Origin of the sequence: Methylobacterium nonmethylotrophicum (assembly GCF_004745635.1) — a bacterium.
GTDB lineage: Bacteria > Pseudomonadota > Alphaproteobacteria > Rhizobiales > Beijerinckiaceae > Methylobacterium > Methylobacterium nonmethylotrophicum.
Genome location: NZ_SRLB01000067.1, coordinates 1 through 14,093 on the forward strand (window position 1 = coordinate 1; position 14,093 = coordinate 14,093).

At 66.3% G+C, this 14,093-nt stretch carries 12 protein-coding genes and 2 pseudogenes; 7 read left to right on the forward strand and 7 right to left on the reverse strand.

Annotation, left to right across the window (positions count from 1 at the left end; genetic code table 11):
• Together EU555_RS35235 and EU555_RS35240 are read right to left on the reverse strand one after the other, a co-directional pair.
• Positions 1 to 194 (reverse strand): transposase (locus EU555_RS35235; protein WP_135419949.1); only part of this gene is annotated, 194 nt, incomplete at its 3' end.
• 98 nt (positions 195 to 292) lie between these two features.
• Positions 293 to 481: pseudogene (locus EU555_RS35240) on the reverse strand (transposase); the annotation flags it as partial.
• A 273-nt stretch (positions 482 to 754) separates the two neighbouring features.
• Here EU555_RS35240 and EU555_RS35245 point away from each other — a divergent pair.
• The gene (locus tag EU555_RS35245; protein WP_135419981.1) at positions 755 to 2,245 is read left to right on the forward strand and encodes a carbohydrate porin; all 1,491 of its coding nucleotides are present in this window, start codon (positions 755 to 757) and stop codon (positions 2,243 to 2,245) included.
• A gap of 68 nt (positions 2,246 to 2,313) precedes the next feature.
• Here EU555_RS35245 and EU555_RS35250 read toward each other — a convergent pair whose 3' ends face one another.
• Positions 2,314 to 2,709 carry a hypothetical protein gene (locus EU555_RS35250; protein ID WP_135419951.1) on the reverse strand — a complete coding sequence of 132 codons (396 nt, stop codon included), beginning with the start codon at positions 2,707 to 2,709 and terminating at the stop codon, positions 2,314 to 2,316.
• Between the two features lie 288 nt (positions 2,710 to 2,997).
• Here EU555_RS35250 and EU555_RS35255 point away from each other — a divergent pair, with 288 nt between their 5' ends.
• On the forward strand, positions 2,998 to 3,492 hold the full coding sequence (locus tag EU555_RS35255; protein WP_135419953.1) for an efflux RND transporter periplasmic adaptor subunit: 495 nt from the start codon (positions 2,998 to 3,000) through the stop codon (positions 3,490 to 3,492).
• A 562-nt stretch (positions 3,493 to 4,054) separates the two neighbouring features.
• On the opposite strand, the gene EU555_RS35270 is transcribed toward EU555_RS35255, so the two are convergent.
• On the reverse strand, positions 4,055 to 5,863 hold the full coding sequence (locus EU555_RS35270) for a glycoside hydrolase family 15 protein (protein WP_135419958.1): 1,809 nt from the start codon (positions 5,861 to 5,863) through the stop codon (positions 4,055 to 4,057).
• Between the two features lie 20 nt (positions 5,864 to 5,883).
• Complete coding sequence (locus tag EU555_RS35275) at positions 5,884 to 6,276, reverse strand: cation transporter dimerization domain-containing protein (RefSeq protein WP_135419960.1); 393 nt, start codon at positions 6,274 to 6,276, stop codon at positions 5,884 to 5,886.
• Between the two features lie 183 nt (positions 6,277 to 6,459).
• Here EU555_RS35275 and EU555_RS36565 point away from each other — a divergent pair, with 183 nt between their 5' ends.
• The 3 genes and pseudogenes from EU555_RS36565 (at position 6,460) to EU555_RS35290 (ending at position 7,433) form a co-directional block, all read left to right on the forward strand.
• Positions 6,460 to 6,663, forward strand: a complete 204-nt coding sequence (locus EU555_RS36565) for a hypothetical protein (RefSeq protein WP_167858768.1) — start codon at positions 6,460 to 6,462, stop codon at positions 6,661 to 6,663.
• A 51-nt stretch (positions 6,664 to 6,714) separates the two neighbouring features.
• Positions 6,715 to 6,908 (forward strand): annotated as a pseudogene (locus tag EU555_RS35285) (hypothetical protein); the annotation flags it as partial.
• Between the two features lie 147 nt (positions 6,909 to 7,055).
• On the forward strand, positions 7,056 to 7,433 hold the full coding sequence (locus EU555_RS35290) for a hypothetical protein (RefSeq protein ID WP_135419964.1): 378 nt from the start codon (positions 7,056 to 7,058) through the stop codon (positions 7,431 to 7,433).
• A gap of 260 nt (positions 7,434 to 7,693) precedes the next feature.
• On the opposite strand, the gene EU555_RS35295 is transcribed toward EU555_RS35290, so the two are convergent.
• Both EU555_RS35295 and EU555_RS35300 read right to left on the reverse strand, forming a co-directional pair.
• Positions 7,694 to 9,832, reverse strand: coding sequence for a carbohydrate porin (locus tag EU555_RS35295; protein WP_135419966.1), 2,139 nt, complete (start codon positions 9,830 to 9,832; stop codon positions 7,694 to 7,696).
• Between the two features lie 815 nt (positions 9,833 to 10,647).
• Positions 10,648 to 11,181: a threonyl-trna synthetase gene (locus EU555_RS35300; protein WP_135419976.1), complete on the reverse strand. Its 534-nt coding sequence runs from the start codon at positions 11,179 to 11,181 to the stop codon at positions 10,648 to 10,650.
• A 352-nt stretch (positions 11,182 to 11,533) separates the two neighbouring features.
• Between EU555_RS35300 and EU555_RS35305 the strand changes: the two genes are divergently transcribed.
• Positions 11,534 to 11,770, forward strand: coding sequence for a DUF2171 domain-containing protein (locus EU555_RS35305; RefSeq protein WP_135419978.1), 237 nt, complete (start codon positions 11,534 to 11,536; stop codon positions 11,768 to 11,770).
• 65 nt (positions 11,771 to 11,835) lie between these two features.
• The coding region (locus tag EU555_RS35310; RefSeq protein ID WP_135419980.1) for a heavy metal translocating P-type ATPase at positions 11,836 to 14,093 on the forward strand (2,258 nt) is incomplete at its 3' end.

Consider the following 14,093-nt stretch of genomic DNA (forward strand, 5'->3'; position numbering starts at 1 on the left):
GCAGCCGAGGCCTGCTGCTCGGCCAGCAAGGCGCGCCGCCATCGGAACAGCAGGCTGGAGTGCAGACCGTGCCGGCGAGCTACCTCCGAGGCGGTCGTGGCGGGATCGTCCGCCTCGGCCAGGATGGCGCGCTTCTGCTCAGGCGACCAGACGCGGCGCGTGCCTGCAACAACGACATGAGGAGAGTTGGTCATAGGCCCAGACACAGTGCCGATACAGCGCCATCTGACGCCAGTGACTGTATCCAGAGCAAAGCACTACAGGCACAAGGCGGCCGTCACCGAGCGCTTACGGAGATCCCACCTCTCAGAACGTAGAAGATCGCGTTCAGGATCTCCCGAGGCGTCCAGATCGGAGGCCGACCGCGCGGCTCAGGCCTCGGCATCAGCGGCTTGATCACCGCCCACTCGGCATCGGTCAGGTCAGTTTCATAGCGAAGGCCCGTGCGGCTATGCTGCCGCCGGGTGGTCGGGGTCCACATGGCGCTTCCAGGTCAGGCTTCAGCACCCACCTGGAATCATCGCCATCCCGGCCACTCAACCCCACCGCAGATCCTTATCGGACGGGCTCTGAGAGGCAGATCCCGACTGCGGGACGAGAGATCAGGGCGCGCCCGAGGCGATGAGCTTCGGGATACCGGTGCGAGACGGCAGACGGCCGACTGGTGTAGCGTCATCGAAGTGGGGCTACGCATGAGAATGTGCCCTCTGCCGGTGGCGTGTTTTCCGAGAATGATCGTCCCCACGTGCCGCCCTTGCAGCGCTCCCTTGCCTTATGGCTGACTCTTGCTCTTGCTCTCGCCCAGGCGGCAGGGGCGCAAACGCCTCTAGAGGAAGCTGCGCGGATCGCGGCCGAACCGAACTTCCTCGGCCGGCCGGGAGGAGCCGGCAACGATCCCCAGACCTCAGTCGCCCAGCCCGACTTCTCGGCCAGGCCGTCCGCGAACCTGAACACCTCGATCCAGGATCTATTGGAGCCGTATGGCGATCCGTTCGCGGCCCGTAGCTTCCTGAGGACGAGAGGCATCGCGTACAGCTTCACCTATGTCGGCGAGAGCTTCGGCAACGTCACCGGCGGCGCACGGCGCGGCGGCATCGCCGAGGGCCGTCTCGACTTCCAGTTCGACGCCGACCTGGACACCCTGATGGGTTGGCGGGACGCGGCTTTCCACACCAACCTCTACCAGATCCACGGCACCGGCCTGTCGCGCCACTACGTCGACAACTTCATGTCGGTCAGCGCGATCGAGGCGCTACCGTCCTCCCGGCTCTACGAACTCTGGGTCGAGCAGAGGTTTTTCGACGGCCAACTCGGGATCAGGGTCGGCCAACTCGCGACCGACACCGAATTCGCCGTCAGCCAAACAGGAACCCTGTTCCTCAATTCGACCTTCGGCTGGCCCAACATCATGGCCTCCATCATTCCGAGTGGTGGACCGATCTATCCGCTCGCCGTTCCGGCCGTGCGTGCGAAGTACGTGCTGAACCAAAGTTTCTCGCTGCAAGCCGGCATCTACGACGGTGACCCGGCGGGACCGCCGCGCCGCGGCAACGACCCAGACCCACAGCGGCGCAACCGCACCGGCACGAACTTCCGCACGAACGATCCTGCTCTGGTGATTGCGGAGGCCGCGTATGCCTACGGTCTCGAGGCCGATGACAACATCGAGCCCGGCACGGTGACGCTGGGCGGCTGGTATCATTTCGGCCGCTTCGGCAGTCTTCGCTTCGATCGGAGCGGAGGCTCGCTTGCCAACCCGTCCAGCAGCGGCCTTGCGCGCCGCTTCCGGGGCAACAGCGGCATCTACGGAATCATCGATCAGACGATCTACCGGGAGCCCGACGACCCGAACGATGGCGCCAGCGTATTCGTGCGCCTGTCCGGTTCGCCCTCCGATCGCAATCTGCTTGACCTCTACCTCGATGCCGGCATCGGCTATAAGGGCCTGCTGTCCGGCCGCTCGGACGATACGGTCGGCGTCGCTTTCGCCATCGAGCGTATCTCGAAGAACGCCCGAGGGTTTGATCGCGACACCCTTCTCTTCGGCGGCACGCCTGCACCGCGGCGCAGCAGCGAGGCCGTGCTGGAGGTCAGCTACCAAGCCGTCCTTGGCCCTGGCGTGACCGTGCAGCCGGACTTTCAGTACGTGTTCCGGCCCAGCGGCGGCGCCAATCCGCGCGAGATGGATGGTCGGCGGATCCGGAACGCGGCCGTGTTCGGCCTGCGCGCGACGATCCGGTACTGACCGGCGCTTGCGATGCCGATCTATCGTGCGCGCATGGCGTCGTTGGCGAGTCCAATTAGCCTATGGTGTCAATCAGGAGTTGCCCGAGCCTTTGCTCGCGCCAACAGCAGCTCGAATTCGGCGTGACGGTCATCATGGGTGCGGATATACTCTCGCACGAGGGATTTCACGATCGTGTCGCACCAGGCATTGATGGCAGACAGTTCGGTGTCCGGGCTGTCGGATCGCAAGCTCTCGATGGCTTTCAGCGCCCCTGCCTTGGCGACATCGGCTGCTTGTCTCAGGACGAGGAGGTTCTCGGCGGTGGGGACGCCGTGGCTGACTTCGTCCTTCACTTCCTGCGCGTAGAAGCGAAAGTCTCCCCGCTTGCCGGCCGTTTCGGACAGGAAGGAGGGATCGCGAGCGGCGCAGACATTTCCAATCATCAGCATGAGGTCGGCCGGCGTGAGCAATCGCGTCAGCATGCTAAGATCCGAGGATGCTGCCAAGCTGCTCGCGGGTAAAGTAGTCAGCCCTGCGAGAGTCACGGCGGCAACGATGCACTTCGAGAACTTGCAGCACATAAGCACCATCCGGAATATTCTTGCCGCGAGTAACAAAATCTGGATTAGGGAGTCCGGCACTGTGCTACTGGTCTTGTGCCCGACGCTATATGCCTAGCCGCCATGCCCTTATCCTGTCCGACATCGTTGTTCGTGACGAGTTGCCTTGCTGCTACTCAGCCCTTTCTCGACACTCGCCCGGACTGAATTTTGAGCGCCGCTCTGATCGTGCTGGGCGACGACGACGAGCCGGGACGGGAAGCCAAGGTCTACAAGCTCGACAACCGCTTCGATCCCGCGACGGCCCGGCGTCTGATCCGGGCCAAGCTCGCCAACGCGGATGGCCTCTACCTGCCCGGCGAGTTCGTCCGGACGCGTCTGCAGGTCGGCCGCAAGGAGCGCCTCCTGGTGCCGACCCGCGCCCTGGCGGCGCAACTCGACCAGCGCATCGTCTGGAGCATCGGCGCCGATTGCCGCATCAGCATGCGGCCCGTCGAGACGGGTGGAAGCTACGGCGATCAGACCGAGATCGTGAGCGGATTGAAGCCCGGCACCCGGATCGCGTCAGATCATCTGCAACGCCTCAGCCAGAACCTGTGCGTCGGTGTCCGTCCTGCGGCCAAAGCGGATATCGCGCAGGATGGCACACGAGGCATGCCTCAGTCGGGATCTTCCGCCGGCGGGGCTGGCTCGGCTGCTCCCTGAACGGGCCGGCCCGCTGCAGCGCGGAGATCTCTCGTTCGCTCGCACCGTAGGAGCGCCGGCAGGCGGAGGAACGACACGATCTCCACGGCCGTTATCCAGTCCGCAGCTGTATGGTAGCCCCCCTTGATAAAGATTTTTCCCGTGAGATCACGCGTCCTCGCATGCACGGCAGCCGCCCTCCTCGGGAGCTTCGCCCTGTATGGGTCCGCCCTGGCGGCCCCGGGCACACCGGTGCTAGGCGCTGGCCTGAACCCGGAGCTCTCACTCGTTCGCATGACCCGAGGCGAGACGATGCATCGCCGGATGCCGCGCGGACGCCGGGTGCAGCCGCGCGGCATGGGTGACCCCAACGCGCGCAACCCCTCCCGCCCCGGGTACCAGCAGCAGAAGGGAAACACCTCGGGCGGCCCACGCTACTGAAGACCGTCATCCGGACGTGGTCGCCGGCTCGCGCGGCCCCGCACACCGAAGCGCCTCCAACGCGGAACACTCGGTGTGCGCCGTCTCGCTCGGAGCCGGCAGGGAAGCGGGCGCTCGGCAGCAGACGGGCGTGGGGTCGGTTTCAGGGGACACAGCGACCGGACGACCGTTGCGCGAGGGGCTTGGCTTTGGCCGGTGAGAGATTAAGCGCCGTGCCGATCAGGGCCAGATGCGAGAAGGCCTGCGGAAAGTTGCCGAGTTGGCGCTTGGCTCGCGGATCGTATTCCTCAGCGAGGAGCCCGACATCGTTGCGGAGCGCAAGCAGGCGTTCGAAGAGAGCCTGCGCCTCCTCGCGCCGGCCCTGCAGCATCCAATTGTCGGCAAGCCAGAAGCTGCAGGGTAGGAAGGCTCCTTCGCCGGGCGGCAACCCGTCCTGAGTTTCCTCGGTGCGGTAGCGCAGGACGAACCCGTCGACCAAGAGGTCTCGCTCGATGGCGCTGACCGTCGCGCGGATGCGCGGGTCGCTTGCAGGCAGGAAGCCGACTAAGGGCAGCAGCAGCAGGCTCGCGTCCATGGTTCTGGAGCCGTAGGACTGCACGAAAGCGCCTACCTCAGGGTTGAAGCCCTGCCGGCACACATCGGTGTGTATCCGCGCCCGCAGCGCCCGCCAGCGCGCGACCGGCCCGTCCCAGCCGAACTCGGCTGCGGTTTTCACCATCCGGTCGAGTGCGACCCAGGCCATCACCTTCGAGTGGACGAAGTGCTTGCGCCCGCCGCGCACCTCCCAGATGCCCTCGTCCGGCTGGTCCCAGACGGTCTCAAGATGCTCGGCTAGCGCCTTCTGCAGGGCCCAGGCTTCCGGGTTCTCGGCCAGCCCCCCGTGCCGGGCCTGGTGCAGCGCGTCCATGACCTCGCCGAAGACGTCGAGCTGAAGCTGTGTGGCGGCGGCGTTCCCGACCCGGACGGGACGCGAGCCCTCGTAGCCTGGCAGCCATGCCACCTCCCATTCGCGCAGGTGGCGCTCGCCGGCGAGGCCATACATGATCTGGAGTTGGGCCGGGCTGCCGGCCACCGCCCGCAGGAGCCACTCGCGCCAAGCCCGGGCCTCGTCGTAGTAGCCGGCGTTCATCAGCGCCAGCAGTGTGAGGGTCGCGTCCCGCAGCCAGCAGTAGCGATAGTCCCAATTGCGCGCGCCGCCGATCCTCTCCGGCAGGGAGGTAGTGGGGGCAGCAACGAGGCCCCCTGTCGGCGCATAGGTGAGCGCCTTCAGCGTGATGAGTGAGCGGCCCACGGCCTCGGACCAGCGGCCCTGATAGGTGCACCGGCTCGACCAGTTATGCCAGAACGCCTCGGTCTCGGCGAGCGCGCGGAACGGATCGACCGACACGGGCGGCGGCTGATGCGACGGGCCGTAGCTGAGGACGAACATTGCGGTCTCCGCCTCGCCGAGCGTAAACGCTCCGACGGTTCTCAAATCCTCACCGTGCAGCGGCACGCCGGTCTTCAGCACCAGCATGTCGGGTCCGGCGATGGCTCGCAGCAGACCGCCCTCCAGGCGGCTCACCCATGGCACGTTCGCACCGTAGCCGAAGCGGAGGACAAGGTCGGTTTGCAAGGTCGTGCGGCCTCGCCGGCCAACGACGATGCGCACCAGGTCCGGAGCAGCACTGCGCGGGGGCATAAAGTCGATCAGGGTGACGGCGCCCTCGGCCGTCTCGAACTCCGTCTCGAGGATCAGGGTGCCTACGCGGTAGCGGCGCGACACGCGGAACCCTGGGGCGGCGGGGGCGATCTGCCAGCGGCCGTTCTCGGGTGAGCCAAGCAGGGCCGCAAAGCACGCCGACGCGTCGAACCGCGGCCAGCACAGCCAGTCGATCGAGCCGTCGCGCGCGACGAGCGCGGCCGCCTCGCAGTCGCCGATCAGGGCGTAATCCTCGATCCGGGACGGCACGGCCGGTGCCTCTCGCACGCTCAGGTTTTTCGCAGCTTTTCCTCTTCCTGCAGAATCTCGTTCTCGACCTGCACGGTGACGTGGCGCGTGTCGAACTCGGCCGCCATGACCCGCTGCACCGCCTTGAGGATGCGCGCGGCCTCGGCCATGTCGGTCACGACGACGTGCGCGCTCATGGCGTCGATGCCGGAGGTGATCGAGCGCACGTGCAGGTCGTGAACGGAGCGCACACCCGGGATTGCCAGCAGCTGACGCTCGACGATGCGGGTGATTACGGAGGCGACATCCGAGCCACGGAAGCCGTTCGCAGCCTCGTAGGCCCCCAGCGGTTGAGCGCGCGCGCCCTGTGCTCCAGGTGCGCCCGAAGCGAGCATGATGAGACCGGCGACGAAGGCGTAGTTGATGGTCGGCATCTGTGATCTCGCACGGCGTACGGTGCTACCAAGCCGGATTTCGCTCCATCATTGCACGGGAGAGCCGCGGTTGCGAACCGCCCTGTCCCTCCCGCGTCGCGTTCCGGCAACGGGGAGAGCCGCGGGTGCCGCGGCTGCAGCACAACTACGCCAAGACCACGCACGCGGCACAGGGGGGTAACGGTGGACGAGGTCGCCGCGATCGTGCGCGATAGTGGCGAGACGGTCCGGCGCTGGGTCCACCGCCACGAAGTCCTCGCCGCACAGCAGCCGCAGCACCGCATCCCGCTTGCGCTGCTGGGACATGTGCCCGCCGCGGCCGGGGCCAACCGCGTCTACAACAGCTCCCGTGTTCGTCATCACCCCTGTCGGGAGACCGTCCGCTAATGGGGGGTCTCAAGCAACCGGGGGCGGACGAGGGGACGCTCGCACAAACGCGGTGAGCGCGTGGTCGAGAGCTTCGCCACTAGCCTCCGGCAGGACGGGATTGCGGTCCACGCCGGCCTTAGGTTGCCCTGAGCAGCGGGCAGGCCCAGGAGCGCGTCAATCGCCTCAAGCTGTTGAAGCGCTTCGTATACCGCCGCGCCAAGCCCGACCGACTGCGCCGACTTCTCATCGCAGTGATTAATTGACCCTGAACCACCAAACTTGGCGATGAACCACTTTTCAGGGGACAGGCCGGGAGAGAAGCCCCAACAGCGTACGCTCAGCGCGTCAGTCCGCCGTCGACAGCTGCAAAGGACGGATTTGCTTGTGATGAGAGGGGAGATCGACTTGGATTGGGTCTTATCGCGACCGTCAATTTTTTAGAAGCGGCAGATCAAGGAGCGGGCATGACTGTCATGACGGTCAAATTCGTTATAGCAAGCGACAACGAAGCTTCACATCAGCTGATCTATAGCAAGTTCATTGATGAGCTAGGTCGCGGGCGCGGCAAATTCCAAATTATTTTTAAAGACAATTTATGTTTCGTAAGCACTCCAGAAAGCATACACGACTTCGCAAGGCGGTTAATAAATAAAACAGATTTCAGGATAGACAAAGATCGCCTAATGGTGATCGATGAGCGCTCCAAGAAAATATTTACGTGCGGAGGCTACGATATGGACATATTCGCAAAATTTCCAGATTTTCAGCTGATTTCGATAACTGAATAATAGCGATGAACAAGCGCTTAGATGAGAATTGACCAAATTTTATTGTCCAGCGAAATCAAGCTGGGTTGGGACTGAATAGGCCGAGTGCGCGTTGGGGTAGATACAATTTTCTTCCAGCGGCCCGGCTGTCCGGCCGTGTCGCAACCTCGGTCAAGCGATGTGAACTGCACCCTGTTTGACCGGACAGGCCGCACAGCTCAGGAAGGCATAGGCGTTGCCGTGCCGGCGGTCATGGTCAACGGCGAGGCGCCGATCAACCCTCAGAAGTCCGTGTGGAGGCGGGCCGCGAAAAAGTGTGCCGGGCCACGGTCGCGGTTGTAGGCCGGGTTCGCCACGAGCTGGTAATCGGCGGAGACAGTCACGGCCTTCGTGAGGCTCAGCGCGTAGTACGCCTCGGCCGCGCGCTCGGCGCGGTAGGTCAAGCGGCCATCGCCGATCACCAGACCGAGGCCGCCGTTGGCGAAGAAATCCCGGTGGGAGCGGGACAGGTTGTTGAGGGCAGCGCCGAGGCCGAGCGTGTCGTCGGGCCGGCCCCAGGCGCCGCCCTTCAGCGAGACACCGCCGGAGACACTGCGGTCGATGTCGGCGAAGGAGAGGCTCTCGTTGCGTCCGTCGTTCAGGCTGGCCCGCGCGAACACCCCGAATTGCGACGTCACCACCTGTTCGAGGTTGAGGTAGAGCCCGCTCTTGCGCCGGTCGCGTCGGGTGGCCGCAGCCGCATCGTTGATGTCGGCGAAGAAGCCCCCTTGCGTGAGGTCGACCACCTCGCGGTAGTTCGCCGTGCGGGCGACGTTGGTGAACAGGCCGAGGCGGATCTTGCCGGGCTGGTCCAGCCCCGGGAGGACGTGGCGCTCCTCCAGCTCGACCGTAAGGCCTCCCTTCCGCGTGATGCGCGGGTCGAGAACGTTGCTGCTCGGTTCTTTCGGCACCTGTGTGTAGGCCGCCCGGATCGCGAACTCCTTGCGGTTGTACTCGACCATCACGCCTTGGGTGAACCCGGGCAGGTTCGCGGGGAAGTCATAGGCCCCGGACGCCCAGAGGGACCAGTTCAGGAAATCGACGCGGGGATCGTGCGCGTAGGTGTTGCCGTCGAAGAAGTCGCCGAGCGCGAACTTGCCGGCCACGATCGTGATCCGCTCAACGTCACGGCGGGTCGCGACCTGGTTCGGGCCGTCGGGCATGTCCTCGGTCTCGCCGCCGAGGCCGAAGGTCTGGCGGACGAAGTAGCGTTGCGAGCGGAATTTCGGGAAGGGCGCGCCGGCCTTCTGCGCCTCGCCATTGACGAAGCCGGCGACGCCGAGCGTCCGGCTCAGGCCGAAGCCCTGGTCGAATTCGGGGTTATAGTAGAGTTCCGTGCTGTCCGTGAGCTTGAAACCGAGGAAGGCGGTCGCCGTCAGCGTGGCGCGTGCCTGGCGCGGCACGAGGCTCTGCGGCCCGAGATAGGGCGAGCGGAAGCCGGACACGCCCTGGTCCACGAAGGTCGTCTGGCCGTGCAGCGAGACGCGGTCGCTGATCGCCGTATCGGGATCGTGGGGGGCTACCTCGCCGGGCTCGGGCGGCAAGACGAGACCACCCGGATACCAGGACAGGCGCGCGAGGACTTGGTTGGAGGTGAAGGAGGCCCGCGCGGAGAAGGGGCCACCGGTGACGCCCGGAACGGTGTTGAGATCGAGCCGTCCGCTCCGGCCGAGGTCGAGGTAGCGGTATTCCAGTCCCAGCGCAAAGTTCTCGGTGATGGCATACTCGATGCCGGCACCGAGCGAGAACCCGAGGAAGGCGTGGCCCCGCCGACGGGTCGGGGCTGACTTCGTCCCCGTATCGGGAAAGTTGGACAGGAACCGGACCTGCGCGCCCGCAAGCCCAAAAGTGGCATACACGAGATAGCGCTCGAACGCGTAGCCGACGCGGGCCCGGGCTGTCCCGAACACGTCGGCCTTGGCCCGGATCACAGGGAAGGCGGGATCCAGCCCCTCGAAGCCGAACCCCGGCGTGGTCGAGGACACGGGCCGCTTCAGGTTCGAGGCGTCAACGTCGGCTTCAAGGCCATACACGAACGGGCCGATCTGCCAGGCGTACCCGCCGAACAGGCCGCCGAGCGCGGTGGTCGCATCGCGGCCGGCATCGTTGCGGCCCGTGGCATCCCCAGTGCGGAATTCCGGCACCGAACGGCGGCCGATCATGCCGGAACCGAAGCCGAAGCCGCTGAAGGCGTCACCGGCGCTGCCCTGCCATCCGATATAGCCGCCCGCCCAGGTACCGAAGTAGGGCAGGTGTGTAGCGTCGTGTAGCGTCGGCGTGGCGCGATTGGCCCCGTGGGCGCCGGTGGACAGGTCAGCGAGCAACGTCGCAACCCCTGCACCCGCGCGGAGGCGTCCTGCGGCCTGTCTCCACCGGCTCATCGTGCCGCCTCCACATGCATGAACCGAACCCGCACCAGCGATGCGGTGACCGGGAAACGATGCGGCATCCGCCCAAACTTGGCCGCGCTGCTAACCATGGACGAGCGGCTTCGTGCAAGCCCGCCGCCGGGTTCGGGTTGAGCTGACGACCCCGGCCGATGAGATAGTCACGCGCACCACCGAGGTAGACACCGCCCCCAAGCGCCGCGCCGCGCCTTTGGAGCGCGATGGTGAGAGGCCGAACTTTCAGAATTCAGGCGGCATGGCGTGTGGGTTGCTGGCAGCGACGGCAGCCATGCCGCTCGTCCCATCGGCCGTGATCACGCCTGCGAACCCGCCTGCGGGCGAGGTAGGGCGGCATTCGAAACGCATCGTGGGGTCGTGCGCGCGATCGTTCCCCTTTATCGACGGCCGATGACGGTTCGATGCCACTTGTGAGCTTCTCGGCTGCGCAGCACGGCTGGCGCGGGGTGACCGGCACGTGCCCCACCCCCGGCCTCGAAGCCTGCGCTGGAGGGCGTGCGTGGCGTCCATGGTCCGTTCGAGATGATCCCGGCGGACAGGTTTGCGGGGAAGCGGCTTGCTCGCGAGAGGAGGAGGACGGGGCCCGCAGGTCGGCCGGTCGTCGTCCGCTGACGAAGCCCGCCGCGACGCACCGCTCATCAAGCCCTGGGCTCAGGCCGCATCGTCATACCCGGCTGTCAGGCGGGCGATTGTCCGATCAAGACCGCATGGCGTCGCGCCGAGGCCGACAATTTTGACGGATTACGAATCTGCCGCCACCGTAAATCCGGTGCAGATAACCGCGTACTGCGTCACGGGGTCTGCCCGAGGATTAGGTCCGACGCGTGCCGGGAGGCCAAGTGGCCTGTGGCCGCCTGGTGGGCGGCAGAGCACGACTCGTAGCGGTCGCCCCTGGCCAGCATGGTCAAGCGCCGCTCGCCGGGAACGGCCTTCCTGACGGCCAGGAGCGCGCGTCCGGAGGGCCACGACACGGTCTCGGAACCCGGTTCGGTTTGCGGCTGACCGTATCGCCGCACGCCCTCCTGATAGATGGCCTCGTAACGCGACGGCAGTTCGGCCTCCGAGAGCGCACGGCTGAGCCAGATGACCTGCTGCAGGCCCTCGTCCCGGCAGACTTCCAGGATGACCTCGTCCGTATCGATGCCCGCGGCCAGCGGACGGTCGTGGAAGTAGGTCAGCGCGGTGATGTTCGCTTCACGGTCGACCATCGAGGGCTTCGGCACCGTGTCGACGGGTCCCAAGGACAGGCCAAACGGGGCTTCCTGAGCATGGGCTCCGTGAAGGCAGCCGAGCCAGATCAGGGCCGACAGGGCGCTGCGTCTCATCGTCGTCTCTCCCTCCGTTGATCCGCGACGTCCCTGCACATCGTCGCTGGCGCGTGACTGAACCATGGATTGCGATCTCGAGCGGCGCTTCCGGACCGAGCATGAGACCCCCGCGGGAATACCCAGAGATCATCGATGTTGGGCTCGAGGACGACCGTGCGCAACCATTCCTTGCAGCGCTGGTTCTCTCGTCGCTATCGCCGGGTTCAGGGCGAGACGGTGTTCTCATCGGCCTCGAACGGTGCCGGACTTGCGCCGAGCGCTGCCGGAAGATGGCCGCCTAACGCGAGGCGCTCGTCGAGCCTCTCCCGTCCCACCATGTGTCAGCCGTCTCAGAGCGAGGAGATACGTCATGATCGATGCAAGCCAGATCAAAGAGCACATGGAGGTCAAGGCGTCCGATGGACAACATGTCGGCACCGTCGATCACATGCAGGGATCCGATCAGATCAAGCTGACCCGGAACGATCCGGCTGCGCAAGGCGCACATCACCTCATCCCGCTCGCCTGGGTCGAGCGCGTCGACGCGCATGTGCACCTCAGCAGGTCGAGCCAAGAGGTCATGGCGCAGTGGCAGAGCCAAGGCTGAGACTGACCGCTCCTTGCTCCTCTAGCGGCTAGAGGTTCTAGGCTGCCGGGGAGCAGGAGGATCTCATGACGGGACACAGTGCGGACGCCGCGCGCGGGAACGGGTCGACCTTCACCTGGAAGGTCGAGGGGATGGATTGCGCCAGCTGCGTCGGAAAGATCCAAACGGCGTTGGCCAGGTTGCCGGGCGTCAGCGACGTTAGGGCCTCGACGATCACCGAGACCCTGACCGCCACGATCGATCAGACCCAGATTTCCTCAGGAGCCATCGAGAAACGCGTGGCCGGCCTCGGCTACACGCTCACGCGCAAATTGCCGCCATCCCTCAGGTCCAGTCCCGAACACGAGCTGCTCGGCCACCACGATGCGAACGCAGCCCACGGCTGTGGTGACCAGGGCTGTGACCAGGACGAGCAGGCACCCCTGACGACGGCACACCAGCATGACGGCGTTCTCGCAAAGCAGGGGCACGCACATGGCGAGAACGCTGGCAGGCCTTGGTGGCAGGCCAGCAAGGGCCGTCTGGTCCTGTTCACCGGCGCCATGCTCGCCCTGGCCTGGATGATCAAGCTCAGCGTTCCCGCGCTGGCCTTCTGGGCATTCGTGGGCGCGACGCTGGTCGGTGTCGCGCCGGTCGCCCAGCGCGCCATCGCGGCCGCGCGCGCCGGCATGCCGTTCACGATCGAGATGCTGATGTCGATCGCCGCTGCCGGCGCCCTGTTCATCGGCGCCGCGGAGGAAGGCGCCCTCGTCGTGTTCCTGTTCGCGGTCGGCGAGGTGCTGGAGGGCGTAGCGGCCGACCGAGCCCGCGCCGGCATCCGGGCGCTCGGCGAACTCGTCCCAAGAGCATCGCTGGTCGAGGAAAACGGCGTCATCCGGAACGTGACAGCCACGACGCTCACGATTGGTCAGACAGTGCTGGTGCGACCGGGCGATCGCATCCCAGCCGACGGCGTCATCCTCTCCGGTACGTCCGGCATCGATGAGTCTCCTGTGACGGGGGAATCCTTCCCGAGCACCAAAGGAGTGGGGGACAGCGTCTTCGCCGGTTCGATCAACCGCGAGGCGGCACTCCGGGTGCGCGTCGCCAAGGCCGCCGAGGACAATACGATCGCGCGCATCATCCGCCTCGTCGAGGAGGCCCAGGAGGCCCGCGCGCCGACGGAGCGCTTCATCGACCGCTTCTCGCGCTGGTACATGCCGCTCATCGTGGGCCTCGCCCTCCTCGTCGTTCTCGCGCCGCCGCTCCTGTTCGGGGGGGCTTGGTCGACCTGGGTCTATCGCGGGCTCGCGCTCCTGCTGATCGGCTGCCCGTGCGCGCTCGTGATCTCGGTGCCGGCTTCCATCGCATCGGCCCTGTCGGCCGGGGCCCGCCGCGGCTTGCTGATGAAGGGCGGAGCCGTGATCGAGGCGGCGGCGAAGACGCAGATCATCGCCTTCGACAAGACGGGCACGCTGACCGAGGGAGCGCCGCGGGTGACGGACGTCGCGGTCTATTCCGGCAGCGAAGCTGAGGTGCTACGGCTGGCCGCGGCCGTCGAGACCGGATCGAGCCATCCGCTCGCCGTCGCGATCGTGGAGTGGGCGAGGACGATGGGCTGCCGGATCCAGCCCGCCGACGGGGTCAGGGCCGTTCCGGGCCAGGGCGTGACCGGCTCGCTCGCAGGGCAGGAGATCTTTCTCGGTGCCCCGCGCTTTGCCGAAGGGCTTGCTCCCTGGCCGGCTGGGGCGAGCGAGCGGAGCGCCGCGCTCGAAGCGGAGGGCAAGACCGTCACGGCCCTCGTGGTGGATGGTCTTATGGTCGGGTTGATCGCCCTGCGCGACGAACCGCGTCTCGACGCGAAGTCCGCCATCGCGGCCCTGCACGATCTCGGCATTCGTCCGATCATGCTCACGGGCGACAACGCGCGCACCGGTGCAGCGATCGCGAGCGCACTCGGTCTGGAGTTCCGCGCCGAGCAGATGCCCGACGACAAGGTCGCGGTGGTCCGAGCGCTCGGAGTGGGTGGCCGGGTCATGATGGTGGGCGACGGTATCAACGATGCACCGGCGCTGGCGGCGGCGAGCGTGGGGATCGCCATGGGTTCGGGCACCGACGTGGCCCTGGAGACCGCCGACGGCGCGCTCCTGAGGAGCCACGCCTACGACGTCGTGGAGATGATCCGCCTGGCGCGGGCCGCCATGGCCAACATCCGCCAGAACATCGCTGTCGCGCTGGGGCTCAAGGCGGTGTTCCTGGTCACGAGTGTGCTCGGGCTGACGGGCTTGTGGATCGCCATCCTGGCCGATACGGGGGCCACCGTGATCGTCACCGCGAACGCGCT

Excerpts from the sequence above, each read along its gene's own strand:
- EU555_RS35250 (WP_135419951.1), bottom strand. The coding sequence starts at position 2,709 with ATGCTGACGCGATTGCTCACGCCGGCCGACCTCATGCTGATGATTGGA.
- EU555_RS35275 (WP_135419960.1), bottom strand. The coding sequence starts at position 6,276 with ATGCCGACCATCAACTACGCCTTCGTCGCCGGTCTCATCATGCTCGCT.
- EU555_RS35295 (WP_135419966.1), bottom strand. The coding sequence starts at position 9,832 with ATGAGCCGGTGGAGACAGGCCGCAGGACGCCTCCGCGCGGGTGCAGGG.
- EU555_RS35300 (WP_135419976.1), bottom strand. The coding sequence starts at position 11,181 with ATGAGACGCAGCGCCCTGTCGGCCCTGATCTGGCTCGGCTGCCTTCAC.
- EU555_RS35305 (WP_135419978.1), top strand. The coding sequence starts at position 11,534 with ATGATCGATGCAAGCCAGATCAAAGAGCACATGGAGGTCAAGGCGTCC.